At 70.5% G+C, this 17,537-nt stretch carries 17 protein-coding genes; 7 read left to right on the top strand and 10 right to left on the bottom strand.

Annotated features, from left to right (window positions below):
* The first annotated feature begins 941 nt into the window (after window positions 1-941).
* Window positions 942-1,535: a nitroreductase family protein gene (locus tag ASE68_RS00005; protein ID WP_055853758.1), complete on the top strand. Its 594-nt coding sequence runs from the start codon at window positions 942-944 to the stop codon at window positions 1,533-1,535.
* A gap of 92 nt (window positions 1,536-1,627) precedes the next feature.
* On the opposite strand, the gene ASE68_RS00010 is transcribed toward ASE68_RS00005, so the two are convergent.
* Window positions 1,628-3,028 (bottom strand): MFS transporter, encoded by a 1,401-nt coding sequence (locus ASE68_RS00010; RefSeq protein WP_055853762.1) that lies wholly within the window; start codon window positions 3,026-3,028, stop codon window positions 1,628-1,630.
* 142 nt (window positions 3,029-3,170) lie between these two features.
* On the opposite strand from ASE68_RS00010, the gene ASE68_RS00015 reads away from it, so the two are divergent.
* Complete coding sequence (locus ASE68_RS00015; RefSeq protein WP_055853763.1) at window positions 3,171-3,677, top strand: MarR family winged helix-turn-helix transcriptional regulator; 507 nt, start codon at window positions 3,171-3,173, stop codon at window positions 3,675-3,677.
* Window positions 3,678-3,758: 81 nt separating this feature from the next.
* A complete protein-coding gene (locus ASE68_RS00020; RefSeq protein ID WP_055853766.1) occupies window positions 3,759-4,373 on the top strand; it encodes a DUF2510 domain-containing protein in 615 nt (204 codons plus the stop codon).
* Window positions 4,374-4,389: 16 nt separating this feature from the next.
* Here the strand turns inward: ASE68_RS00020 and ASE68_RS00025 are convergent, their stop codons facing one another.
* The 3 genes from ASE68_RS00025 to ASE68_RS00035 all read right to left on the bottom strand — a co-directional run bounded on the left by ASE68_RS00025 (window position 4,390) and on the right by ASE68_RS00035 (window position 7,641).
* Window positions 4,390-5,439 carry a zinc-dependent alcohol dehydrogenase family protein gene (locus ASE68_RS00025; protein WP_055853768.1) on the bottom strand — a complete coding sequence of 350 codons (1,050 nt, stop codon included), beginning with the start codon at window positions 5,437-5,439 and terminating at the stop codon, window positions 4,390-4,392.
* 57 nt (window positions 5,440-5,496) lie between these two features.
* Window positions 5,497-5,982 carry a hypothetical protein gene (locus ASE68_RS00030; RefSeq protein WP_055853770.1) on the bottom strand — a complete coding sequence of 162 codons (486 nt, stop codon included), beginning with the start codon at window positions 5,980-5,982 and terminating at the stop codon, window positions 5,497-5,499.
* A gap of 90 nt (window positions 5,983-6,072) precedes the next feature.
* The gene (locus ASE68_RS00035; RefSeq protein WP_082461668.1) at window positions 6,073-7,641 is read right to left on the bottom strand and encodes a carboxylesterase/lipase family protein; all 1,569 of its coding nucleotides are present in this window, start codon (window positions 7,639-7,641) and stop codon (window positions 6,073-6,075) included.
* 83 nt (window positions 7,642-7,724) lie between these two features.
* Between ASE68_RS00035 and ASE68_RS00040 the strand changes: the two genes are divergently transcribed.
* Window positions 7,725-8,987, top strand: a complete 1,263-nt coding sequence (locus ASE68_RS00040; RefSeq protein WP_369800042.1) for an MFS transporter — start codon at window positions 7,725-7,727, stop codon at window positions 8,985-8,987.
* A gap of 79 nt (window positions 8,988-9,066) precedes the next feature.
* On the opposite strand, the gene ASE68_RS00045 is transcribed toward ASE68_RS00040, so the two are convergent.
* The 5 genes from ASE68_RS00045 to ASE68_RS00065 all read right to left on the bottom strand — a co-directional run bounded on the left by ASE68_RS00045 (window position 9,067) and on the right by ASE68_RS00065 (window position 14,243).
* Window positions 9,067-10,401, bottom strand: coding sequence for an RNA polymerase sigma factor (locus tag ASE68_RS00045; RefSeq protein ID WP_082461699.1), 1,335 nt, complete (start codon window positions 10,399-10,401; stop codon window positions 9,067-9,069).
* Between the two features lie 17 nt (window positions 10,402-10,418).
* Window positions 10,419-10,841, bottom strand: coding sequence for a YciI family protein (locus tag ASE68_RS00050; RefSeq protein WP_055853775.1), 423 nt, complete (start codon window positions 10,839-10,841; stop codon window positions 10,419-10,421).
* A gap of 143 nt (window positions 10,842-10,984) precedes the next feature.
* The gene (locus tag ASE68_RS00055) at window positions 10,985-13,147 is read right to left on the bottom strand and encodes an ATP-dependent Clp protease ATP-binding subunit (protein ID WP_200921624.1); all 2,163 of its coding nucleotides are present in this window, start codon (window positions 13,145-13,147) and stop codon (window positions 10,985-10,987) included.
* Window positions 13,148-13,269: 122 nt separating this feature from the next.
* Window positions 13,270-13,755, bottom strand: coding sequence for a MarR family winged helix-turn-helix transcriptional regulator (locus tag ASE68_RS00060; RefSeq protein WP_200921626.1), 486 nt, complete (start codon window positions 13,753-13,755; stop codon window positions 13,270-13,272).
* A complete protein-coding gene (locus ASE68_RS00065; protein ID WP_055853779.1) occupies window positions 13,752-14,243 on the bottom strand; it encodes a nuclear transport factor 2 family protein in 492 nt (163 codons plus the stop codon). The genes ASE68_RS00060 and ASE68_RS00065 overlap by 4 nt, the downstream gene beginning before the upstream one ends.
* Window positions 14,244-14,409: 166 nt before the next feature.
* Here ASE68_RS00065 and ASE68_RS00070 point away from each other — a divergent pair, with 166 nt between their 5' ends.
* Both ASE68_RS00070 and ASE68_RS00075 read left to right on the top strand, forming a co-directional pair.
* Window positions 14,410-15,438, top strand: a complete 1,029-nt coding sequence (locus ASE68_RS00070) for an LLM class flavin-dependent oxidoreductase (RefSeq protein WP_055853782.1) — start codon at window positions 14,410-14,412, stop codon at window positions 15,436-15,438.
* A 106-nt stretch (window positions 15,439-15,544) separates the two neighbouring features.
* Window positions 15,545-15,964 carry a pyridoxamine 5'-phosphate oxidase family protein gene (locus ASE68_RS00075; protein ID WP_055853784.1) on the top strand — a complete coding sequence of 140 codons (420 nt, stop codon included), beginning with the start codon at window positions 15,545-15,547 and terminating at the stop codon, window positions 15,962-15,964.
* 110 nt (window positions 15,965-16,074) lie between these two features.
* Here ASE68_RS00075 and ASE68_RS00080 read toward each other — a convergent pair whose 3' ends face one another.
* Window positions 16,075-16,590 (bottom strand): hypothetical protein, encoded by a 516-nt coding sequence (locus ASE68_RS00080; RefSeq protein WP_157421467.1) that lies wholly within the window; start codon window positions 16,588-16,590, stop codon window positions 16,075-16,077.
* A 182-nt stretch (window positions 16,591-16,772) separates the two neighbouring features.
* On the opposite strand from ASE68_RS00080, the gene ASE68_RS00085 reads away from it, so the two are divergent.
* Window positions 16,773-17,483 (top strand): YceI family protein, encoded by a 711-nt coding sequence (locus ASE68_RS00085; RefSeq protein WP_055853788.1) that lies wholly within the window; start codon window positions 16,773-16,775, stop codon window positions 17,481-17,483.
* Window positions 17,484-17,537 lie beyond the last annotated feature (54 nt).

A 17,537-nucleotide genomic window follows, 5' to 3' on the forward strand; every position in this document is an offset into this window, starting at 1 on the left:
AATTGTCCATCAATCAAAGGAATCCCACCGATCCGAAAACCGGTTGGGGTTCAAAAAATTGGCATTGAACATAGTGCACGCTGTTGAGTTCTCAAGAAACGGACGCACCCGAACCAGACACCCACAAACCTGTGGACCCGCAATCAGGGCAACCTGTCAACCATACCACCCGAACCACCACAACCAAACCCAACAGGGCCAGTCCCAGCAGCCACCCAGCAACCCGAACCMSAAMGGCCCGAACACCAGGAAACACAGGAGGAAAGGATCAAATCCTAGACTTGAAATCACCGAGTCGCAAACGCGCCTACGAGGTTATTTGGCTAGAACTCCACCYGACCATCAACCAGAACCTCAAGTCCTGCCTGACCGCCGCGGCGACATATGAAAACCTACAATCCCCCACCCCACACACACAAATCCAACCCACACCCCGGGCGTGTCGCACCACCCGCAAACACCCGCACACCGCCGCGGCGACATATGAAAACCTACAATCCCCCACCCCACACACACAAATCCAACCCACACCCCGGGCGTGTCGCACCACCCGCAAACACCCGCAACACCAGCATTCATGCGGGATCCGGGCCGGTGGCCGGCCGTCGAGCGGTGACCGAGCCGCTCGAGCCAGCGAGGGTGCGGGTGACCGCGGGCTTCCGCGTCACGGGTGCGATCTCCCCGGATGGTGGCCGAGTCGCGGCAGGGCAAGGGCGGCGAGCGACCTCGGGTTTCCCCTGGCTCACGGCCGGCACCGGCATCCGTCAGCTCCGGAGGCGCTATCGGCATCGCGCGACATGACGACATGGCGAAATGCGTCGAATGCGTCGCCGTGCTGCGGGTTCGCCGAGTGCGCGGAATACGCACAGCCTCCATGCGTTTGAATGCACTGGGACGAAGGCGCCCCGGCATGTGTTCCCCCACTTGAAAGCTGGTTCGCCATGACGCTCGTCACCGACCTCACGTCCCGCAAGGCCGACACCTCGGCCGCCCTCATCGACCCCCTGGTCGACCGTTGGAGCCCCCGCGCGTTCGATCCAGCCGCGATCGTCGAGCCCGAGGCGCTGCGCACGATCCTCGAGGCCGCGCGCTGGGCGCCGTCGGCCAACAACTCCCAGCCGTGGCGCTTCATCGTCGCGCACCGCGGAACCCCCGAGTTCACGACCACGCACGACGCGATGATGGGCTTCAACCAGGCCTGGGCCGACTCGGCCGCCGTGCTCATCGTGAACATCGCCGAGACCGCCGACGCCGAGGGCAAGGCCCGCCCGTGGGCGCGCTACGACCTCGGCCAGGCCGTCGCCCACCTCACGGTGCAGGCGCAGCACGAGGGCCTGCACACCCACCAGATGGGTGGCTTCGATGCCGCGAAGCTCCATGACGCGTTCGGCCTCGCCGACAACCTCGAGGTCGTCTCGGTCACCGCGATCGGCGTGCTCGGCGACGTCGACTCGCTGCCCGACGTGCTGCGCGAGCGCGAGGTCGCGCCCCGTCAGCGCAAGACGCTCGACGAGCTGGTGCTCGCCGGCGCGTAGTCCACGACGCAGAACGACGGATGCCCCGGGGTCGAACCCCGGGGCATCCTGCGTCTCCGGCCGGAGCGGTCGCCTGCCTCGCCTGCCTCGGCCTACGTGCGGACGAGGTCGACGGGCGTCGTCGGCGGCTCCTCGCGGGGGCGCGCGACGCTCGTCGCGGCATCCGGGAACTCGATGCTCGCCGGAGCGACGGCGAGCGCGCGCTTGACGCGCCATGCGGCGAACACCGCCAGCACGCTCACGGCGAGGTGCATGCCGAGGAACACGTCGGTCAGGCCGGCGCCGAGCAGCACTCCGGCCACCATCGGGCCGGCCGCCGAGAATGCGGTCTGCAGCGCGGCCACGGTGCCGAGCGTCTGGCCGACCATGCCCTTCGGCGCGAGCTGCGCCGTCAGCGGGTTGAGCACCGGGCTGTAGATCGTCTCGCCGACGGCGAAGATGCCGTAGGTCGTGACGAACAGCGCCGTGGCGATCGCCGGCGAGAACTGCGACGCCGACAGGATGAGCCAGGACACCACCCAGATGCCGCCGACGCCCATGAGCAGCACCGGCGCACTGCGCTTGGCCGTGAGCTTCACGACGATCACCTGCAGCGCCACGATCACGATGCAGTTGATCGCGGCCGCGAGTCCGATCGCCGACGGGTCGACGTCGAGCACGGTCAGGCCGTAGGCGGGTAGGCCGGACTCGAACTGGGCGTAGAAGCCGAGGGCCAGTGCGATGGTGACGACGGCCGTCCAGCGCATCGCGGGCTGCGCGAAGATGACGCGCAGGGCGCCGCGCGAGCGCGCCGCGGCATCGGGGCGCCCGTCGCCGTCCACGTCGACCACGGCGATCGCCCCGGTCGCGGCGTCGACGGCGCCGAACGCGCCCGTGTCGGCCGGAACGCCGCGGCCCTCGGCGCCCGCGCCACGTCCGGCGGGCGTCGCCGCGGCGCGCGCCAGCGGCATCCGCCCTGCGAGCGCGATGATCGCCGACGACAGGACGAACCCGCCGGCGGCCATGAGGAACCCGATGTCGAGGCCGTCCGGCCGGTCGAGGTCGACCACGAGCCCCGCGAGGAAGGCGCCCGCCGCCATGCCCAGCGACTCCGCCGTGAACTTGTAGGCGAAGATCTTTCGGCGATCATCGGATGTCGACCAGTTCAGCGCGAGCACCTGCTTGGCGGGTACCGCCGCCGAGAGGCCGAGACCGAAGACGAGCATGCCGGCCAGGAAGGGCGCCGGCGCGTCCGCGAGCACGAGGGAGGCGACACCGGCGGCGCCCAGCAGCTGGGCGAGCACCGCGACGCGCACGGGGTCGAAGCGGTCGGCGAGCCGGCCCGCGAGCGGCGCCGCCACGAGCGCGCCGATCGAGAAGAGCGACGAGGCGCCGGCGGCGATGAGCGCCCCCCAGTCCCGAGTGTCGGCTGCGTAGGCGTACTGGTACGGCAGCACGGCGCCCCAGCCGAGCGAGCCGATGGCGCTGGCGAGCACGAGCAGTTTCGCGCGCATCGAGGCGCCCTCCTCTCAGGGTCGTCGTCGGAGCGACGGATGCCGCGGGTCGACGTCGGCCGCGAGGCATCCGAGTGCTTCGATCATGAAGTATTCGATATCGAAATATTAGCAACCGAAAGATGCGTGCGAGAATTCCCGTATGGCGAAACGCACCCCGAGCGCGCAGGAGCTCCACCGACGCGCCGTCGCGACCTATGTCAAGGCGGGCGGCGAGGAGTCGGTGCAGCGCGTGATCACGGCCGTGCAGAGCCTCACCAAGAAGCTCGACCAGTGGTACGTCAGGCAGCTCGTCGACCTCGATGTCACCGCGGGCGAGTGGGCCGTGGTCACCTCGCTCGCGAAGGCTGGCGAGTCACTCACCCCCAGTCAGCTCGCCGAGCTGACGAACGTCGCACCCTCGTCGATGACGCACCGCATCGACAAGCTCGTCGAACGCGGGCTCGTCGAGCGCACGCCCGACTCCGAGAACCGCACTCGCATCTTCGTGAGCCTGACGGATGCCGGTTGGCAGCTGTTCAGCGTCGCCATCCGGGGTTCCGACGTCGTCGAGTCCGACGTGCTGCAGGACCTCAGCGACGATGAGCGCGGCGAGCTCGCCCGGCTGCTCGAGGTCGTCATCGCCCGGCTCGACGACGTGGACGCGTAGGGGCCGAGAGACGGCGTCCTCGGCGACCAGCCTTCGCCGGCCCGTCGGCGGCTAGCATGGGCCGACCCGACGAGGAGCCCGATGACGAACGAACTCGCCCAGCCCGCATCCGCCGCACCTGCAGGCTGGTACCCCGACCCGCATGGTGCGCCGATGCGCCGCTGGTGGGACGGCTACACCTGGACCGATCACGTCGCACCGACCGAGCGGCCCTACGGCGAGCACCTCCCGGCTGCGCACGTGCCCGACGGCACGCCCGTGGACACCCTCTGGATCTGGCTCGCCGTCCTTCTGCCCCTGGTCAGCTTGGCGCCGATCCTGCTCGTCGATGTCGATCAGCTCGCTGCGACGAACATTCAGACCGGCTCCCCGTTCGGCGACCTCTGGTACAACATCGCCGCGCTCCTCGGATGGCCGCTCTACGGCCTGACCGTCTGGTTCGCCTACCTCGACTTCGCTGCCCTCGGCCGTCTCGCCTACGGCCGGCGCTTCCACTGGGCGTGGTCGTTCATCGGGTCTCTCGTCTACGTCATCGGGCGCTTCGTCGTCGTCCGGCGCCAGTCTGGTCGGGGCCCGGCCTCACTCTGGGCGGCGATCGCCGTCGTGGTCTGCTCGACAGCTGTATCCAGCTGGCTCTTCGTCCGCCTCGTCGAGGCGATGTTCAGTGCCACGATGACCGCCGTCGGACAATTCTGAGAACGGGAGCCGCTCGCTACGGCTGCAGCATGACCTTGATCGCGCGGCGCTCGTCCATGGCGGCGTAGGCTTCGGCCGCCTCGGCGAGCGGGAGCTTCAGGTCGAAGACCCGTCCGGGCTCGATCGCGCCCGAGAGCACGTCGGGCAGGAGCTCCTCGATGTAGCCGCGCACGGGGGCGACGCCGCCGTTGACGCCGACGTTGCGGTTGAAGAGCGGCCGCACGGGCAGCTCGGGGCCGCCGTTCGGCACACCGACGTAGCCGACCATGCCGCCGGGGCGGGCCGAGCGGATCGCCTGGTCCATCGACTCCTTGGTACCCACGCACTCGAGCACGCGGTCGGCGCCGATGCCGCCGGTGAGCTCCTTGACCGCCGCGACGCCGTCGTCGCCGCGCTCGGCGACGATGTGGGTGGCGCCGAAGGCCGTCGCGAGCGCCTGCCGATCGGCGTGACGCGACATCGCGATGATCGTCGTGGCCCCGAGGCGCTTCGCGGCGATGACCGCGCAGAGCCCGACCGCGCCGTCGCCGACGACGACCACGGAGTCGCCCGGCTGCACCCCGGCCGAGACGGCCGCGTGGTGCCCTGTGCCCATCACATCGCTGAGGGTGAGGAGTCCGGGCACCATGTCGGCGGTGACCTCTTCGCGGACCGGAACCAGCGTGCCGTCGGCGAGCGGCACGCGCACGCGTTCGCCCTGGCCGGCATCCGCGAATCCGCCGAGGCGGTCGTCGCTGCCCCACCAGCCGCCGTTCAGGCACGAGGTGCTGACGCCGTTGCGGCAGTTGACGCACGTGTTGTCGCACACGTAGAACGGCGCGATCACGAAGTCGCCGACGTCGACGAGCGTCACGTCGTCGCCGACGGCCTCGACGACGCCCACGAACTCGTGGCCGATGCGGTGCGGCTGATCGGTGGGGGTGACCCCACGGTACGGCCAGAGGTCGGACCCGCAGACGCACGCGGCCACGACGCGCACGATCGCGTCACCTCCGGTGGAGAGCACGGGGTCTGGCACGGTCTCGACGCGGATGTCGCGGGCGGCGTGGATCACGGTGGCGAGCATGCGTTCGAGCCTACGCCCGCCCCTCCGCGCACGTGCAGGATCTGCGTGTCAGGCGACTCAGCGTCGAAGGACCGGCTGCGCCTTCCCGAGTGCCGGCACGAGGATGCGGATCGCCCACCCGAACAGGATGAAGATCACGCCGACGCCCCCGGCGAACAACGCGACGCCGAACGAGACCACCGAGGTGAACAGCGACGCCCGCAGGAACGACGCGTCCATGACGGTCGCGCGCACCGGGTCGTCCATGTCGAGCTCGGCATAGGTCTTGCCGTCGGCCATCTCGAGGGCGTGCGTGTTGATGACGCTCGCCTGCACGTACGCGTCGATCGGGCCGTCGACCTGCTGACCGGCGAGGATGGGCGCATCGTCGGAGATGGTGATGTTCTCGGCCCGCAGTTGCGCCGAGACCGCCATCCACGCGATCACCGCGACGACGATCAGCAGCGCACCGCCGATGATTCCCGCGAGGCCGATCAACCGCAATCCGCGGTCCTGGCCCCTCGTCAGTACGACCGCCCCAGCTTCGACCACCGGATCCGACATGACGTCCCCCTCGCCTCGTTGCCACCAGCGTAGTGATCGGCGAGAGCGGGCGACAGACGCAATCCCGGTGCGCCCGCGGAACGGCCGGGCTCACACGTGCGGCACGAACTCCTGCCACGCGAGTCGCTTCTCGCGGCGCGGGTCGGCCTCGACCCGGTCGGCGGCGTCGAAGACGAGGGTGCGCCGCATCCGCTCGTCGTATCGGGGCCAGCTCTCGAGCGGTGCGCCGGATGCCGCGAACGCCGCCCAGTGCGCCTGCATGCGCCGTCCGGCCGAGCGGAACATGCGCCGCCCGCCGAGCAGCGTGAGGGCGGTGCCGACGGGGGTGTCGAACTTCTCGAAGAGCGCGAACAGCTCGAGCCCGTGGGTCGCGTCGAGGCCGAGTAGCCGGGCGGTGCGCGGCGCCGCGTCGAACCGATAGAACCACGTGGGCGCGTACCGGGAGTGCCGCTCGCCGGCCTTGATGCTCGGGAACCAGAACGTGAAGTCGCCGCCGAAGTCGGCGGCGGGGCGCCGCTCGGGGAGGTCGGGGTACTGCCGCTTGATCGCCTTGCGCGACTTCTTGCGCGTGTTCGCGAAGATCGCCCGGATACGCGGCTTCGTGGTCGGCAGGATGTCGATGCGACCCTCGAAGAGCGACCCCTCGCGGTCGTTCGTGCCGATGACGAGCGGTATCCGGTGCGCGGTGCCGTCGCGGAACGCGTCGAGCGGACGCACGGGCAGGAAGTCCCCGTCGATCACGGGCGCGAGGCTGATCGTGCCCGGGTTCTCGTCGGGCGTGCGCACGGTCAGCTCGGTCGTCGCCCTGGCCAGCACCGACGGATCCGCGGCACGGAGCATCGCCGCGGCATCCTCGGCGCCCTCGCTCTCGAGGTCGTCGTCGTCGACGAGCCGGCTGAGGATCGCCACGTACTCGCCGGCCCACTTCGCCGCCATCTCGGGCAGGTACACGGCGTTCGCCGGAGAACTCTGGGCGATCGCCCGGGCGAAGAGGCCCTCGGTGCTCGGCACCGCCATCAGCGTCGTCACCGAGTTGGCGCCCGCCGACTCCCCGAAGAGCGTGACCCGGTCGGGGTCGCCGCCGAACGCCGCGATGTTGCGCCGCACCCACTCGAGCGCGGCGACCTGGTCGCGCAGCCCCAGGTTCACGTCGAACGGATGCCGCGGGCCGGCGTAGGCGCGGAAGTCCAGCCAGCCGAGCGCCCCGAGCCGATAGTTCAGGCTCACGTAGATCACGCCGTGCCTGCGCACGAGCCGCTCGCCCTGACGCGGATACTCCCGCGAGGAGCCGACGCTGTAGGCGCCGCCGTGCACGAAGACCATCACGGGGAGGCCGCCGCCGGACGGCCGACCGGCTGCCCCATCGGGGGTGATGACGTTGAGGCTCAGGCAGTCCTCGCTGCGGGGGAGGTGCGAGGCGGCGCCGATGAACTGGCCGTGGCGGTTCTGCGGCGCGACGGGACCGAAGGCGGACGCGTCGCGAACGTCGCCCCACCCTTCGGCGGGCATCGGCGCGAGGAACCGTCGCGGGCCGACCGGCGGCGCCGCATACGGGATGCCGCGCCAGGCCAGGATGCCGCGCTCGCGCACCCCGCGCGCGGCGCCGAGATCGGTCTCGACGACCAGGCCGTCGGCACGGACGCCACCCCCCACGAGCATGCGGGGAGCCTACCCGCCGACAGTGAACGCTGCGCCTCTGGAGCACGAACACGGATGTCGGTGGGATGCGACAGGATGCACTGGTGAACGGAATCCGCGGCTTCTGGCGCGCCCTGCCGACCGAGGGCCGGTGGCTGCTCTCGACGGTCGCGATCCAGACGCTCGGGCGCGGCCTGACCCTGCCGTTCACGATCATCTACCTGCACGAGGTGCGCGGGTTCGACCTCGGGCTCGCGGGTGCGCTCATGGGGCTCATCGCGGTCGTCGGGCTCATCGTCACCGGGCCGGGCGGCAGCCTGATCGACCGCTACGGCGCCCGCACGATCCTCATCATCGGGCTCGGCGCGATGATCATCGGCTGCACGCTGCTCGCGTTCGCGACGAATCCCGGGCTGGCCGCCGTCGGCCTCGTGCTCATCGGCGTGAACTTCGGCGTCTCGTGGCCCGGGTTCAACGCGCTCATCGCGAGCGTGGTCACCGGCGACCTGCGGCAGCAGTACTTCGGCATCAACTTCGCGCTCGTGAACCTCGGCATCGGCATCGGCGGGGTCATCGGCGGCTTCTACGTGAACGTCGAGGCACCGGAGACCTTCACCGTGATCTTCCTGATCGACGCCGCGAGCTGCCTCATTCCCGTGGCGCTGCTGCTCGGGCCGCTGCGCCACGTGCGCACGCAGTCCGAGCCCTCAGCAGACGAGCCGACGAGCGGCGGCTACCGGCAGATCCTCCGGCGGCCCGCCGTGATCTGGGTGAGCCTGCTGACCTTCGTCGCGATGTTCGTCGGGTACGGGCAGATGGAGGCCGGGTTCCCCGCATTCGCCCGGCAGGTCGCCGAGGTCTCGACGCGCACGGTCGGGTTCGCGTTCGCCATCAACACCCTCGTGATCGTGGTGTTCCAGTTCGCCGTGCTGCGCTGGATCTCGGGACGGCGGCGCACCCGCGTCATGTGGATCATGGCGCTCGTGTGGGCCGCCGCTTGGCTGGTGCTCGGTGCCACCGGGCTCGTGCCCGACACCGTCGCCGCCGCGATCGGCGTCATCGCATTCATGGGCGTCTTCGCGTTCGGCGAGACGCTGCTGCAGCCGACGGTGCCCGCGGTCTACAACGACCTCGCCTCCGACCACAACCGCGGCCGCTACAACGCCATCAACTCCGCTGCGTTCCAGGGCGGGGCGATCGTCGGGCCCATCGCGGCCGGCATCCTGCTCGACCACGGGCTCGACGCCGTGTTCATCGGGCTCATGGTGGTCTGCTGCCTCGGCATCGGGGTCATGGCGCTCGCACTCGAGCGCCGCATCTCCGCCGAGGTCAACGGCGTCGTCAAGCCGCAGCCCGTGGTCGACTGACGGCCTGCCCTGCCCATCGGGCGCTCAGGCGCGCGGGCCGCGCAGATGGACCGGCGCGCTCGCAGTTCGGCGCCAGAACTCAGAGCTTCGCGGCCTTGGCGAGCAGGCTGTCGCGCTCGCGGTCGTTTCCCGTCATGCGGGCGGCCCGCTCGAGCTCGGACCGCGCCTCGTCGATGCGGCCGATTCTGGCGAGCAACTCGCCGCGCACGGCGGGCAGTCCGGGATAGCCGGCGAGCCGCCCCGCGGCAGCGAGCTCGTCGACGACCTGCAAGGCCGACACCGGCCCCGTCGACATCGCGATCGCCACGGCGCGATTGAGGTCGACCACGGGCGACGGGGCGATGCGTCCGAGCGCCTCGTAGAGCACCACGATCTGCGCCCAGTCGGTCTCGTCGACCGACGGCGCGATCGCGTGCTGCTCGGCGATGGCGGCCTGCAGCCCGTAGGGGCCGCGACCCCGGCCGAGGCGATCCGCCTTGGCCAGCGCGTCGCGCCCGCGACCGAGCTGCGCGCGATCCCAGCGCGTGCGGTCCTGCTCGTCGAGGGGGATCGCCGATCCGTCGGGCGCCGTGCGCGCCGGGAATCGCGCCGCCGTGAACTCCATGAGGGCCACGAGCGACGACGCCTCGGGCTCGCGCGGCATCAGGCCCGCGACGACCCTCGCCATGCGCAGGGCCTCGTTCGAGACATCCGCTCGCACCCACTCGGTGCCCGACGCGGGCAGGTACCCCTCGTTGAACACGAGGTAGAGCACGTGCAGCACCGACGCGAGCCGGGCCGGGTACTCGTTGGGCTCCGGCACCTCGAACGGCACGTTCGCGGCCGCGAGGGTCTTCTTCGCGCGCACGATGCGCTGCTGGATGGTCGCGGTCGGCACGAGGAACGCGCGCGCGATCTCGTCGCTCGACAGGCCGCCGACGATGCGCAACGTGAGGGCGATCTGCGCCTCCCGCGAGAGCACCGGGTGGCACGACACGAAGATCAGGCGCAGCACGTCGTCGTCGATGGTGTCGGGGTCCCAGAACACGTCGGATGCCGCGCCGCCCCGCTCGTCGAGGTCGCGCGCCATGGCCGCGTAGCGCTCGTCGAGCCGCTCGCGCCGCCGCCATCCGTCGATCGCCCGACGCTTGGCGACCGTGGTCAGCCACGCCCCTGGATTGCTCGGCACCCCGTCGACCGCCCACTGTCGCAGGGCCTCGACGATGGCCTCCTGCGCCAGGTCTTCAGCCTGGCCGACATCGCCGACGAACCGGGTCAGGGTCGCGACGATGCGGGCGGACTCGATGCGCCAGACGGCCGCGAGGGCGCGACGGGCGCGGTCGGCGTCAGCCACGTCGGCGGTCGCCACGTCGGCGGACGTCGGGCCGGCGTCACCCGCCGACCCGGCCGCACCCGCGGCATCCGTCTCGCCCATGGTTCAGCGAACCCGGCTCAGCGAGCCCGGTTCTCGGCTTCCTCGCGCCAGCCGGCCTCCTTCTGGATCCACTCGTCGTCTTGGGGGAAGTCCTCGAGCTCGTTGACGCGACGCACCTCGAGCTTCGAGCCCGGGCCCAGCGGGCAGCGCTTCGCCCACTCGGCAGCCTCTTCGGGGCTCGAGGCCTGGATGATCCAGAAGCCGTTGAAGAGCTCCTTGGTCTCGCCGTAGGGGCCGTCGGTGACGACCGGGGGCGTCGAGTCGAAGTCGACGACGAACCCCTCCTTCGCGTCGGCGAGGCCCTCGCCCGCGAGCAGTACGCCGGCCTTGATGAGCGACTCGTTGTAGGCGCCCATCGCGGCGATGACCTCGGTGAAATCGAGCTCTTCGTAGGCCTCGACGGCCGCATCGTTCGAGCGCATGATCAGCATGTACTTCACGGTGTTCTCCTCGGTGTGGTGGATCTCGGGTGGGCCGGATCGCCCGCCTCACTCATGCGTCGAACGAGCGGATGCCGGATCGACAACCTGCCGAAAAAGGTTGGGAAATCCGACATCCGCTCGCTCAGGCCGTGCGTTCAGCCCTACCGCTCGGCCCGCTGCACGCTGAGCGCCTCGCCCGAGGCGTCGAGCGCGACGACGACCGCGTCGCCGTCGCGGATGTCGCCGGCGAGCAGCGCCCGCGCGAGCCGATCGTCGATCTCGCGCTGCATGAGGCGGCGCAGCGGGCGCGCGCCGTAGAGCGGGTCGTAGCCGCGCTCGGCGAGCCAGGCCCTGGCATCGGGCGTCACGGCGAGCTCGAGTCGCCGCTCGTGCAGTCTCGCCGACAGGCGGTCGACGTAGAGGTTCACGATCTCGGCGAGCTCCTCCCGCGTGAGCGCGGAGAACACGACGAGGTCGTCGAGCCGGTTGACGAACTCGGGCTTGAAGGACTGCCGCACGGCCTGCATCACCGCGTCCTCCTTCTGCTCCCACGAGAGGGTCGGATCGACGAGGTACTGCGAGCCGAGGTTCGACGTGAGGATCATGATGACGTTGCGGAAGTCGACCGTTCGGCCCTGGCCGTCGGTCAGGCGACCGTCGTCGAGCACCTGCAGCAGCACGTCGAAGACCTCGGGGTGCGCCTTCTCGACCTCGTCGAAGAGCACCACGGAGTACGGCCGACGACGCACCGCCTCGGTGAGCTGGCCGCCCTGGTCATAGCCGACGTAGCCCGGAGGGGCGCCGACGAGCCGAGAGACCGAGAACTTCTCGCCGTACTCCGACATGTCGATGCGCACCATGGCGCGCTCGTCGTCGAAGAGGAACTCGGCGAGCGCCCTGGCGAGCTCGGTCTTGCCGACGCCGGTCGGGCCGAGGAAGAGGAACGAACCGGTCGGGCGGTTCGGGTCGCTGATGCCCGCACGCGTGCGGCGCACGGCGTCGGCGACGGCCGCGACGGCGCGCTTCTGGCCGATGAGCCGCTTGCCGAGCTCGCGCTCGAGGTGCAGCAGCTTCTCGGTCTCGCCCTGCAGCAGCCGGCCGACCGGGATGCCGGTCCACGCGGCGATCACGGCGGCGATGTCCTCGTCGGTGACCTGCTCGTTGACCATGCGCGGCTCGTCGGTCGCGACCGACTCGGCCCGCTCGGCCTCGACGAGGTCGCGCTGCAGGCGTGCGATCGTCTCGTACTCGAGCCGCGACGCCGTGGCGTAGTCGGCCTCGCGCATCGCACGATCGCGGGCGGTCACCGCCTCGTCGAGCTGCTTCTTCAGGTCGCCGACGCGGTTCAGCGACATCCGCTCCCGCGACCAGCGCTCTTCGAGGGCGGCGAGCTCGCGCTCCTTGCCGACGAGCGACTCGCGCAGCTTCGCGAGGCGCTCCTTCGACGCGTCGTCCTTCTCCTTCTTGAGGGCGAGCTCCTCGATCTTCATGCGGTCGACCTCGCGCTTGAGCTGGTCGATCTCGATCGGGCTCGAATCGATCTCCATCTTGAGGCGCGACATGGCCTCGTCGATGAGGTCGATCGCCTTGTCGGGCAACTGGCGCGACGTGATGTAGCGATTGCTGAGGGATGCCGCGGCGACGAGTGCGGCATCCGTGATCGTCACGCCGTGGTGGGCCTCGTAGCGGCCCTTGAGTCCGCGGAGGATCGCGACCGTGTCTTCGACGGACGGCTCGCCGACGTACACCTGCTGGAAGCGGCGCTCGAGCGCGGCATCCTTCTCGATGTACTCGCGGTACTCGTCGAGCGTGGTGGCGCCGATGAGGCGCAGCTCACCGCGCGCGAGCATCGGCTTCAGCATGTTCGACGCTGCGACGGAGCCCTCGCCGCCGCCGGCGCCCATGAGCAGGTGCAGCTCGTCGACGAAGGTGATGACCTCGCCGTCGGCATCGTCGATCTCCTTCAGCACGGCCTTCAGCCGCTCCTCGAACTGGCCGCGGTACATGGCGCCGGCGACGAGCGCGGAGATGTCGAGCGAGATGAGCTGCTTGCCCTTGAGCGATTCGGCGACGTCGCCCGCGACGATGCGCTGGGCGAGGCCCTCGACCACGGCCGTCTTGCCGACGCCGGGCTCGCCGATGAGCACCGGGTTGTTCTTGGTGCGGCGCGTGAGCACCTGGCTGACGCGCCGGATCTCGGCGTCACGCCCGATGACGGGGTCGAGCTTGCCGGCCTTCGCGATCTCGGTGAGGTTGACGCCGTACTGCTCGAGTGCGGACTTCTGCTCCTCTTGCGAGTTCGGTGCGCCTTGCATGTTCGCCACTCAGGACTCCCTTCGTTCCAAACTTGAGTGTACTTAACTCAACTTTGCGAAGTGGGGTGATATTCCGACTCGTGCCTGAGATCCCCCTTGTTCAAGGTAGACGGATGCCGCGGCGACCGCCATCACTTCGCGGGCGCGGGGATCGAGTCGCCGAGCAGCGCGAGCAGCAGCCGTCGGAGCTCGGCCTGCTCGCCGTCGTCGAGCCGCGAGAGCAACGCCCGCTGCGCCTCGTCGACCGCGCCGTCGAGCTCGACGAGACGCGCCCGGCCGAGCGTCGTGATCGCGACGCTGTTGCGACGCCGGTCGCGGGCGTCGGGGGAGCGGGCGATGAGGGCGGATGCCTCGAGCTCGCCGAGCACGGCGTGCAGGTCGCTGCGATCGAGGCCGAGCCGGCGACCCAGCTCGGCCTGGCTCACGGAACCGCCCTCGGCCAGGGCGTGCAGCACCGAGAAGTGGTGCCTGCGCAGGCCGTGCGCCGCGAGCGCCTCGCCCACGATGCCGGCGCCGAGGCCGGCCGCGCGGCTGAGCAGCCAGCTCGACAGCTCGACGAGCCGGCGGGGCGGCATCGGCTGCACGCCCATTCCGTCGGAAGGGACCGCCGGGGTCATGCGGCGGATGGTGCTGCGGCCGGGGCGGCGGCTGGGACGGTGGCGGCTCCCGTGCGCCAGGTCGGCGCGACCCGCAGCTCGGCGATGCGCCAGCCCGAAGGCGTCTCGCGCACGCCGAAGCGGTAGACCGCGCCGATCGCCTGCACGGGCACGCCGTCGGCGTGGGCGAAGTGGGCGGTGAGGTTCGCCCGGACCTCGGCGGTGCGTGCACCCTGATCGGGTTCGCCCTGGTCGACGAGCACGTTCGACATGACGTGATGCAGGCGTTCGAAGCCGACGTGGTTGCGCGTGGCCTGGGCGACGACGGCATCGCGGCCCGAGGCGGTGCCGCCGGGCGTCGTCGCGGTGACGTCTTCGGTGAGGAGCTCGCGCAGCACGTCGAAGCGGTGCTCGTCGAGGGCCGCACCGAGGCGCGAGACCAGTTCAGTCAGGTGCACCCGGTCATCGAGGGTGATCGGGGCTGCGGCCCCTGCAGTTGCGGTGCTCATGATCTCGCTCCTCAGGCTCATTCGTTGGTGATACCAACGTTGGTGTTGCCAACGTACATCGTCGTGTCGAAGCGCACAAGACCCACCCGAGACATCCATGTGAAGAAGGAAGAAGGCGGAGGAAGGCGGCGGAATAGGCACGGGAGCCGCGCGGTTGCCGGTTCACGTGGAACGCTTCGGAACCCTCTCCTTCGGTCACTACGGACCCCTCGGCCGCGGGCGCGAGCTCTCGGCCGCCGACTCGATGCTGCAGGCCATCGACCTCGCGCAGGGCATGGACGAGCTCGGCGTCAACGGCGCCTACTTCCGCGTTCACCACTTCGCCCGCCAGCAGGCCTCGCCGATGCCGCTGCTCGCCGCGATCGCGGCCCGCACCCGGCACATCGAGGTCGGCACCGGCGTCATCGACATGCGCTACGAGAACCCGCTGCACCTCGCCGAGGAGGCGGCCGCGGTCGACCTCATCTCGGGCGGCCGACTCGCGCTCGGCGTGAGCCGCGGATCACCCGAGTCGGTCGTGCGCGGCTACGAGGCCTTCGGCTACACCGGCTCCGAGGATCCCCGCGGCGCCGACCTCGCGCGCGAGCACTTCGCCCGCTTCCTTCGCGCGATCGAGGGCGAGGGCCTGGCTGAGCGCGACGCGGCATCACCGTTCGGCGGCGGCCACGGCATGCAGCGCATCGAGCCGTACTCGCCCGGCCTGCGCTCGCGCATCTGGTGGGGTGCCGGCAATCGCGACTCGGCCGAATGGGCCGGCCGCGCCGGCGTGAACCTCATGTCGTCGACCCTGCTGACCGAGGATCGCGGCATCCCGTTCGACGAGTTGCAGGCGCAACAGGTCAGGGCCTTCCGCGAGGCCTGGCGCGAGGCCGGGCACCCCGGCGAACCGCGCACCTCGGTGAGCCGCTCGATCTTCCCGATCACGACGGCGGAAGACGAGCTGTACTTCGGCGGCCGGCAGGACGGCGACGGGGTCGGCATGATCGACGGCATCCGCTCGACCTTCGGCAAGACCTACGCCGGCACGCCCGACAAGCTCGTGGAGCAGCTGCAGCGCGACGCCGCGATCCGCGAGGCCGACACGCTCATGCTCACGATCCCGAGCCAGCTCGGAGTCGAGTTCAACCTGCGACTCATCGCGGCGTTCGCCGACCACGTCGCGCCCAGCCTCGGATGGGCGCCGACGCGCGGCTGACGGCCACGGGCCGGAGCGCCCGATGCGAGCTCGGGCCGCGGGCCGCGACGCCGGAATTCTGCATACCCCTCTCGCGATCCTCCCGCGACAGGAGCAGACTCGAAGCATGGCTGACGAACTCGACGAACGCCCTCCCACCCGTCACCTGACGGACGCAGAATGCTGGCGGCGCATCACCGACGCCCCGTACGGCCGCATCGCCGCAGCTGCCGGCGGCGATGTCGACGTGTTCCCGGTGAACCACGTCGTCACAGACGATCGCACGATCGTCTTCCGCACCTCTCCCGGCACGAAGCTGCTCGAGCTCACGATCCACCATCGCGTCGCCTTCGAGGTCGACGGCGCCGACGACCATGAGGCGTTCAGCGTCGTCGTGAAGGGCGACGCCGTCGAGTTCGATCGCCAGTCCGAGATCGCCGAGGCCGAGCGGCTCGGCGTCGAGCCCTGGGCTCCCGAGACGAAGGACCGGTGGGTACGCATCACGCCCACCGAGGTGCACGGCCGGCAGTTCGAGCGCCGCCGCTAGAGCGGGCCGTTCCGCGCGCATCGAGGCGGCACGGGGAGGGCGAAGGCTGCGAGGATGTCCCCGAGGCTGCCGCGCGTCGCCCGATCAGGCGGCCGCGTGCTCGATCGAGGTCACGGTCGTGCGCGCCACACCGGCAGCCGCCGGGATCTCGTAGCGGACCGGCATGCCCGGGTAGGCGAGCGCGAACCAGAACCGGTGACCTGCAAGCCGTCGCTGTGCCGCACCTCGTAAAGCAGGCAATCGAGAACGCGCCGTTCCCCGCTGAGCACCAGGTCGAGCGGCCCGCGAGACGTCGCCGCGTTCTCGGCGGGGAACGCCGCGTGCTCCTGCAACTCCCTCCAGGTCACGCGCTCGCTCGACACCTCGCCGACGCCGCCGGCCGCGTCGAGCCGCCACTGCTCGAGCGTGGCCCCTTCGGCGTCGACGTCGACGAAGCGGTTGACGCGTTCGAAGCGCTGGCCGTCGGGCAGCTCGACGAGCAGCCGGATCGTCTTGCCCGTTCCGCTCGCCACGCGGATCTCCTCGGCCGTGAACGGCGTGGGGAGGAGCCCCGGTCCGAGCAGGTGCGGGTCGGGGACCCCGCCGGCGTCGGCAGCGACGCCCGGCTCGACGGCTTCATCGCTCATAGCGCCAGTCTGCGGCATCCGTCGTCGTCCTGGAACCCTTCGACCACGCCGCCACTACCGCATGCGGTCGCGCAGCGGAACAGCCGCCGGCACCTCATGGTGGATTCAATGCGTTCTCATACGAACATGCGCCATGCTCGAACTCCGACCGACGAACCACGACGAACCCCCGGGGGCCCGCCATGCAGAAGCGCACGAAGATCATCACCGCCTCGATCGTCGCCGGAGTACTCGTGCTCGGCGCGACGGCCGCGATCGCCGGCCCGATCATCTACCGCGACCTCATCGTGGGCGAGCAGGCCGCGGCCCCGACGGTCACGGTGACCCCGAACCCCGGTGCGGATGCCGGTGAGGGCGACGCCGCGGCATCCGACCTCACCGGCGCGTGGGCCGTCGCCGACGGCTCGTTCGCGGGCTACCGCGTCGACGAGGTGCTGAACGGCACGGATGTCACGGTCGTCGGCCGTACCGAGCAGGTCACCGGCACACTCGCCGTCGACGGCACGACCCTCGACTCGGCCGAGATCACCGTCGACGTCGCCTCGATCGCGACCGACAGCTCGAACCGCGACGACTACTTCCGCCAGAGCGCGATGCGCGTCGACGAGAACCCGACCGCCACGTTCGTGCTCACCGACGCCGTCGTGAGCGGCGAGACGCCGGCCGTCGGCGAGGTGCAGACGATCCAGGCGACGGGCGACCTCACGCTCGCGGGCGTCACCCGCACGGTCACGGTCGACCTCGAGGCCGTGCTGAACGGCGAGACCGGGCAGGTCGCCGGCAGCATCCCGATCACCTTCGCCGACTTCGGCGTCGAGGCGCCGAACCTCGGCTTCGTCTCGGTCGAGCCCGACGGCTACGTCGAGTTCTCGCTCGAGGTCGCGCGGGCGTGAGCCCGGCCGCATACTGCAGGCAGCCCGCCGGCAGCCCGGGGCGTAGCCTCGAAC

The sequence above is a fragment of the Agromyces sp. Leaf222 genome, assembly GCF_001421565.1.
Classification (GTDB): Bacteria; Actinomycetota; Actinomycetes; order Actinomycetales; family Microbacteriaceae; genus Agromyces.

Coding starts and splice junctions, on each gene's coding strand:
- ASE68_RS00080 (WP_157421467.1), bottom strand. CDS start 16,590: ATGAGCGATGAAGCCGTCGAGCCGGGCGTCGCTGCCGACGCCGGCGGG.
- ASE68_RS00005 (WP_055853758.1), top strand. CDS start 942: ATGACGCTCGTCACCGACCTCACGTCCCGCAAGGCCGACACCTCGGCC.
- ASE68_RS00025 (WP_055853768.1), bottom strand. CDS start 5,439: ATGCTCGCCACCGTGATCCACGCCGCCCGCGACATCCGCGTCGAGACC.
- ASE68_RS00030 (WP_055853770.1), bottom strand. CDS start 5,982: ATGTCGGATCCGGTGGTCGAAGCTGGGGCGGTCGTACTGACGAGGGGC.
- ASE68_RS00060 (WP_200921626.1), bottom strand. CDS start 13,755: ATGACCCCGGCGGTCCCTTCCGACGGAATGGGCGTGCAGCCGATGCCG.
- ASE68_RS00020 (WP_055853766.1), top strand. CDS start 3,759: ATGACGAACGAACTCGCCCAGCCCGCATCCGCCGCACCTGCAGGCTGG.
- ASE68_RS00065 (WP_055853779.1), bottom strand. CDS start 14,243: ATGAGCACCGCAACTGCAGGGGCCGCAGCCCCGATCACCCTCGATGAC.
- ASE68_RS00010 (WP_055853762.1), bottom strand. CDS start 3,028: ATGCGCGCGAAACTGCTCGTGCTCGCCAGCGCCATCGGCTCGCTCGGC.
- ASE68_RS00015 (WP_055853763.1), top strand. CDS start 3,171: ATGGCGAAACGCACCCCGAGCGCGCAGGAGCTCCACCGACGCGCCGTC.
- ASE68_RS00045 (WP_082461699.1), bottom strand. CDS start 10,401: ATGGGCGAGACGGATGCCGCGGGTGCGGCCGGGTCGGCGGGTGACGCC.
- ASE68_RS00085 (WP_055853788.1), top strand. CDS start 16,773: ATGCAGAAGCGCACGAAGATCATCACCGCCTCGATCGTCGCCGGAGTA.
- ASE68_RS00075 (WP_055853784.1), top strand. CDS start 15,545: ATGGCTGACGAACTCGACGAACGCCCTCCCACCCGTCACCTGACGGAC.
- ASE68_RS00035 (WP_082461668.1), bottom strand. CDS start 7,641: ATGCTCGTGGGGGGTGGCGTCCGTGCCGACGGCCTGGTCGTCGAGACC.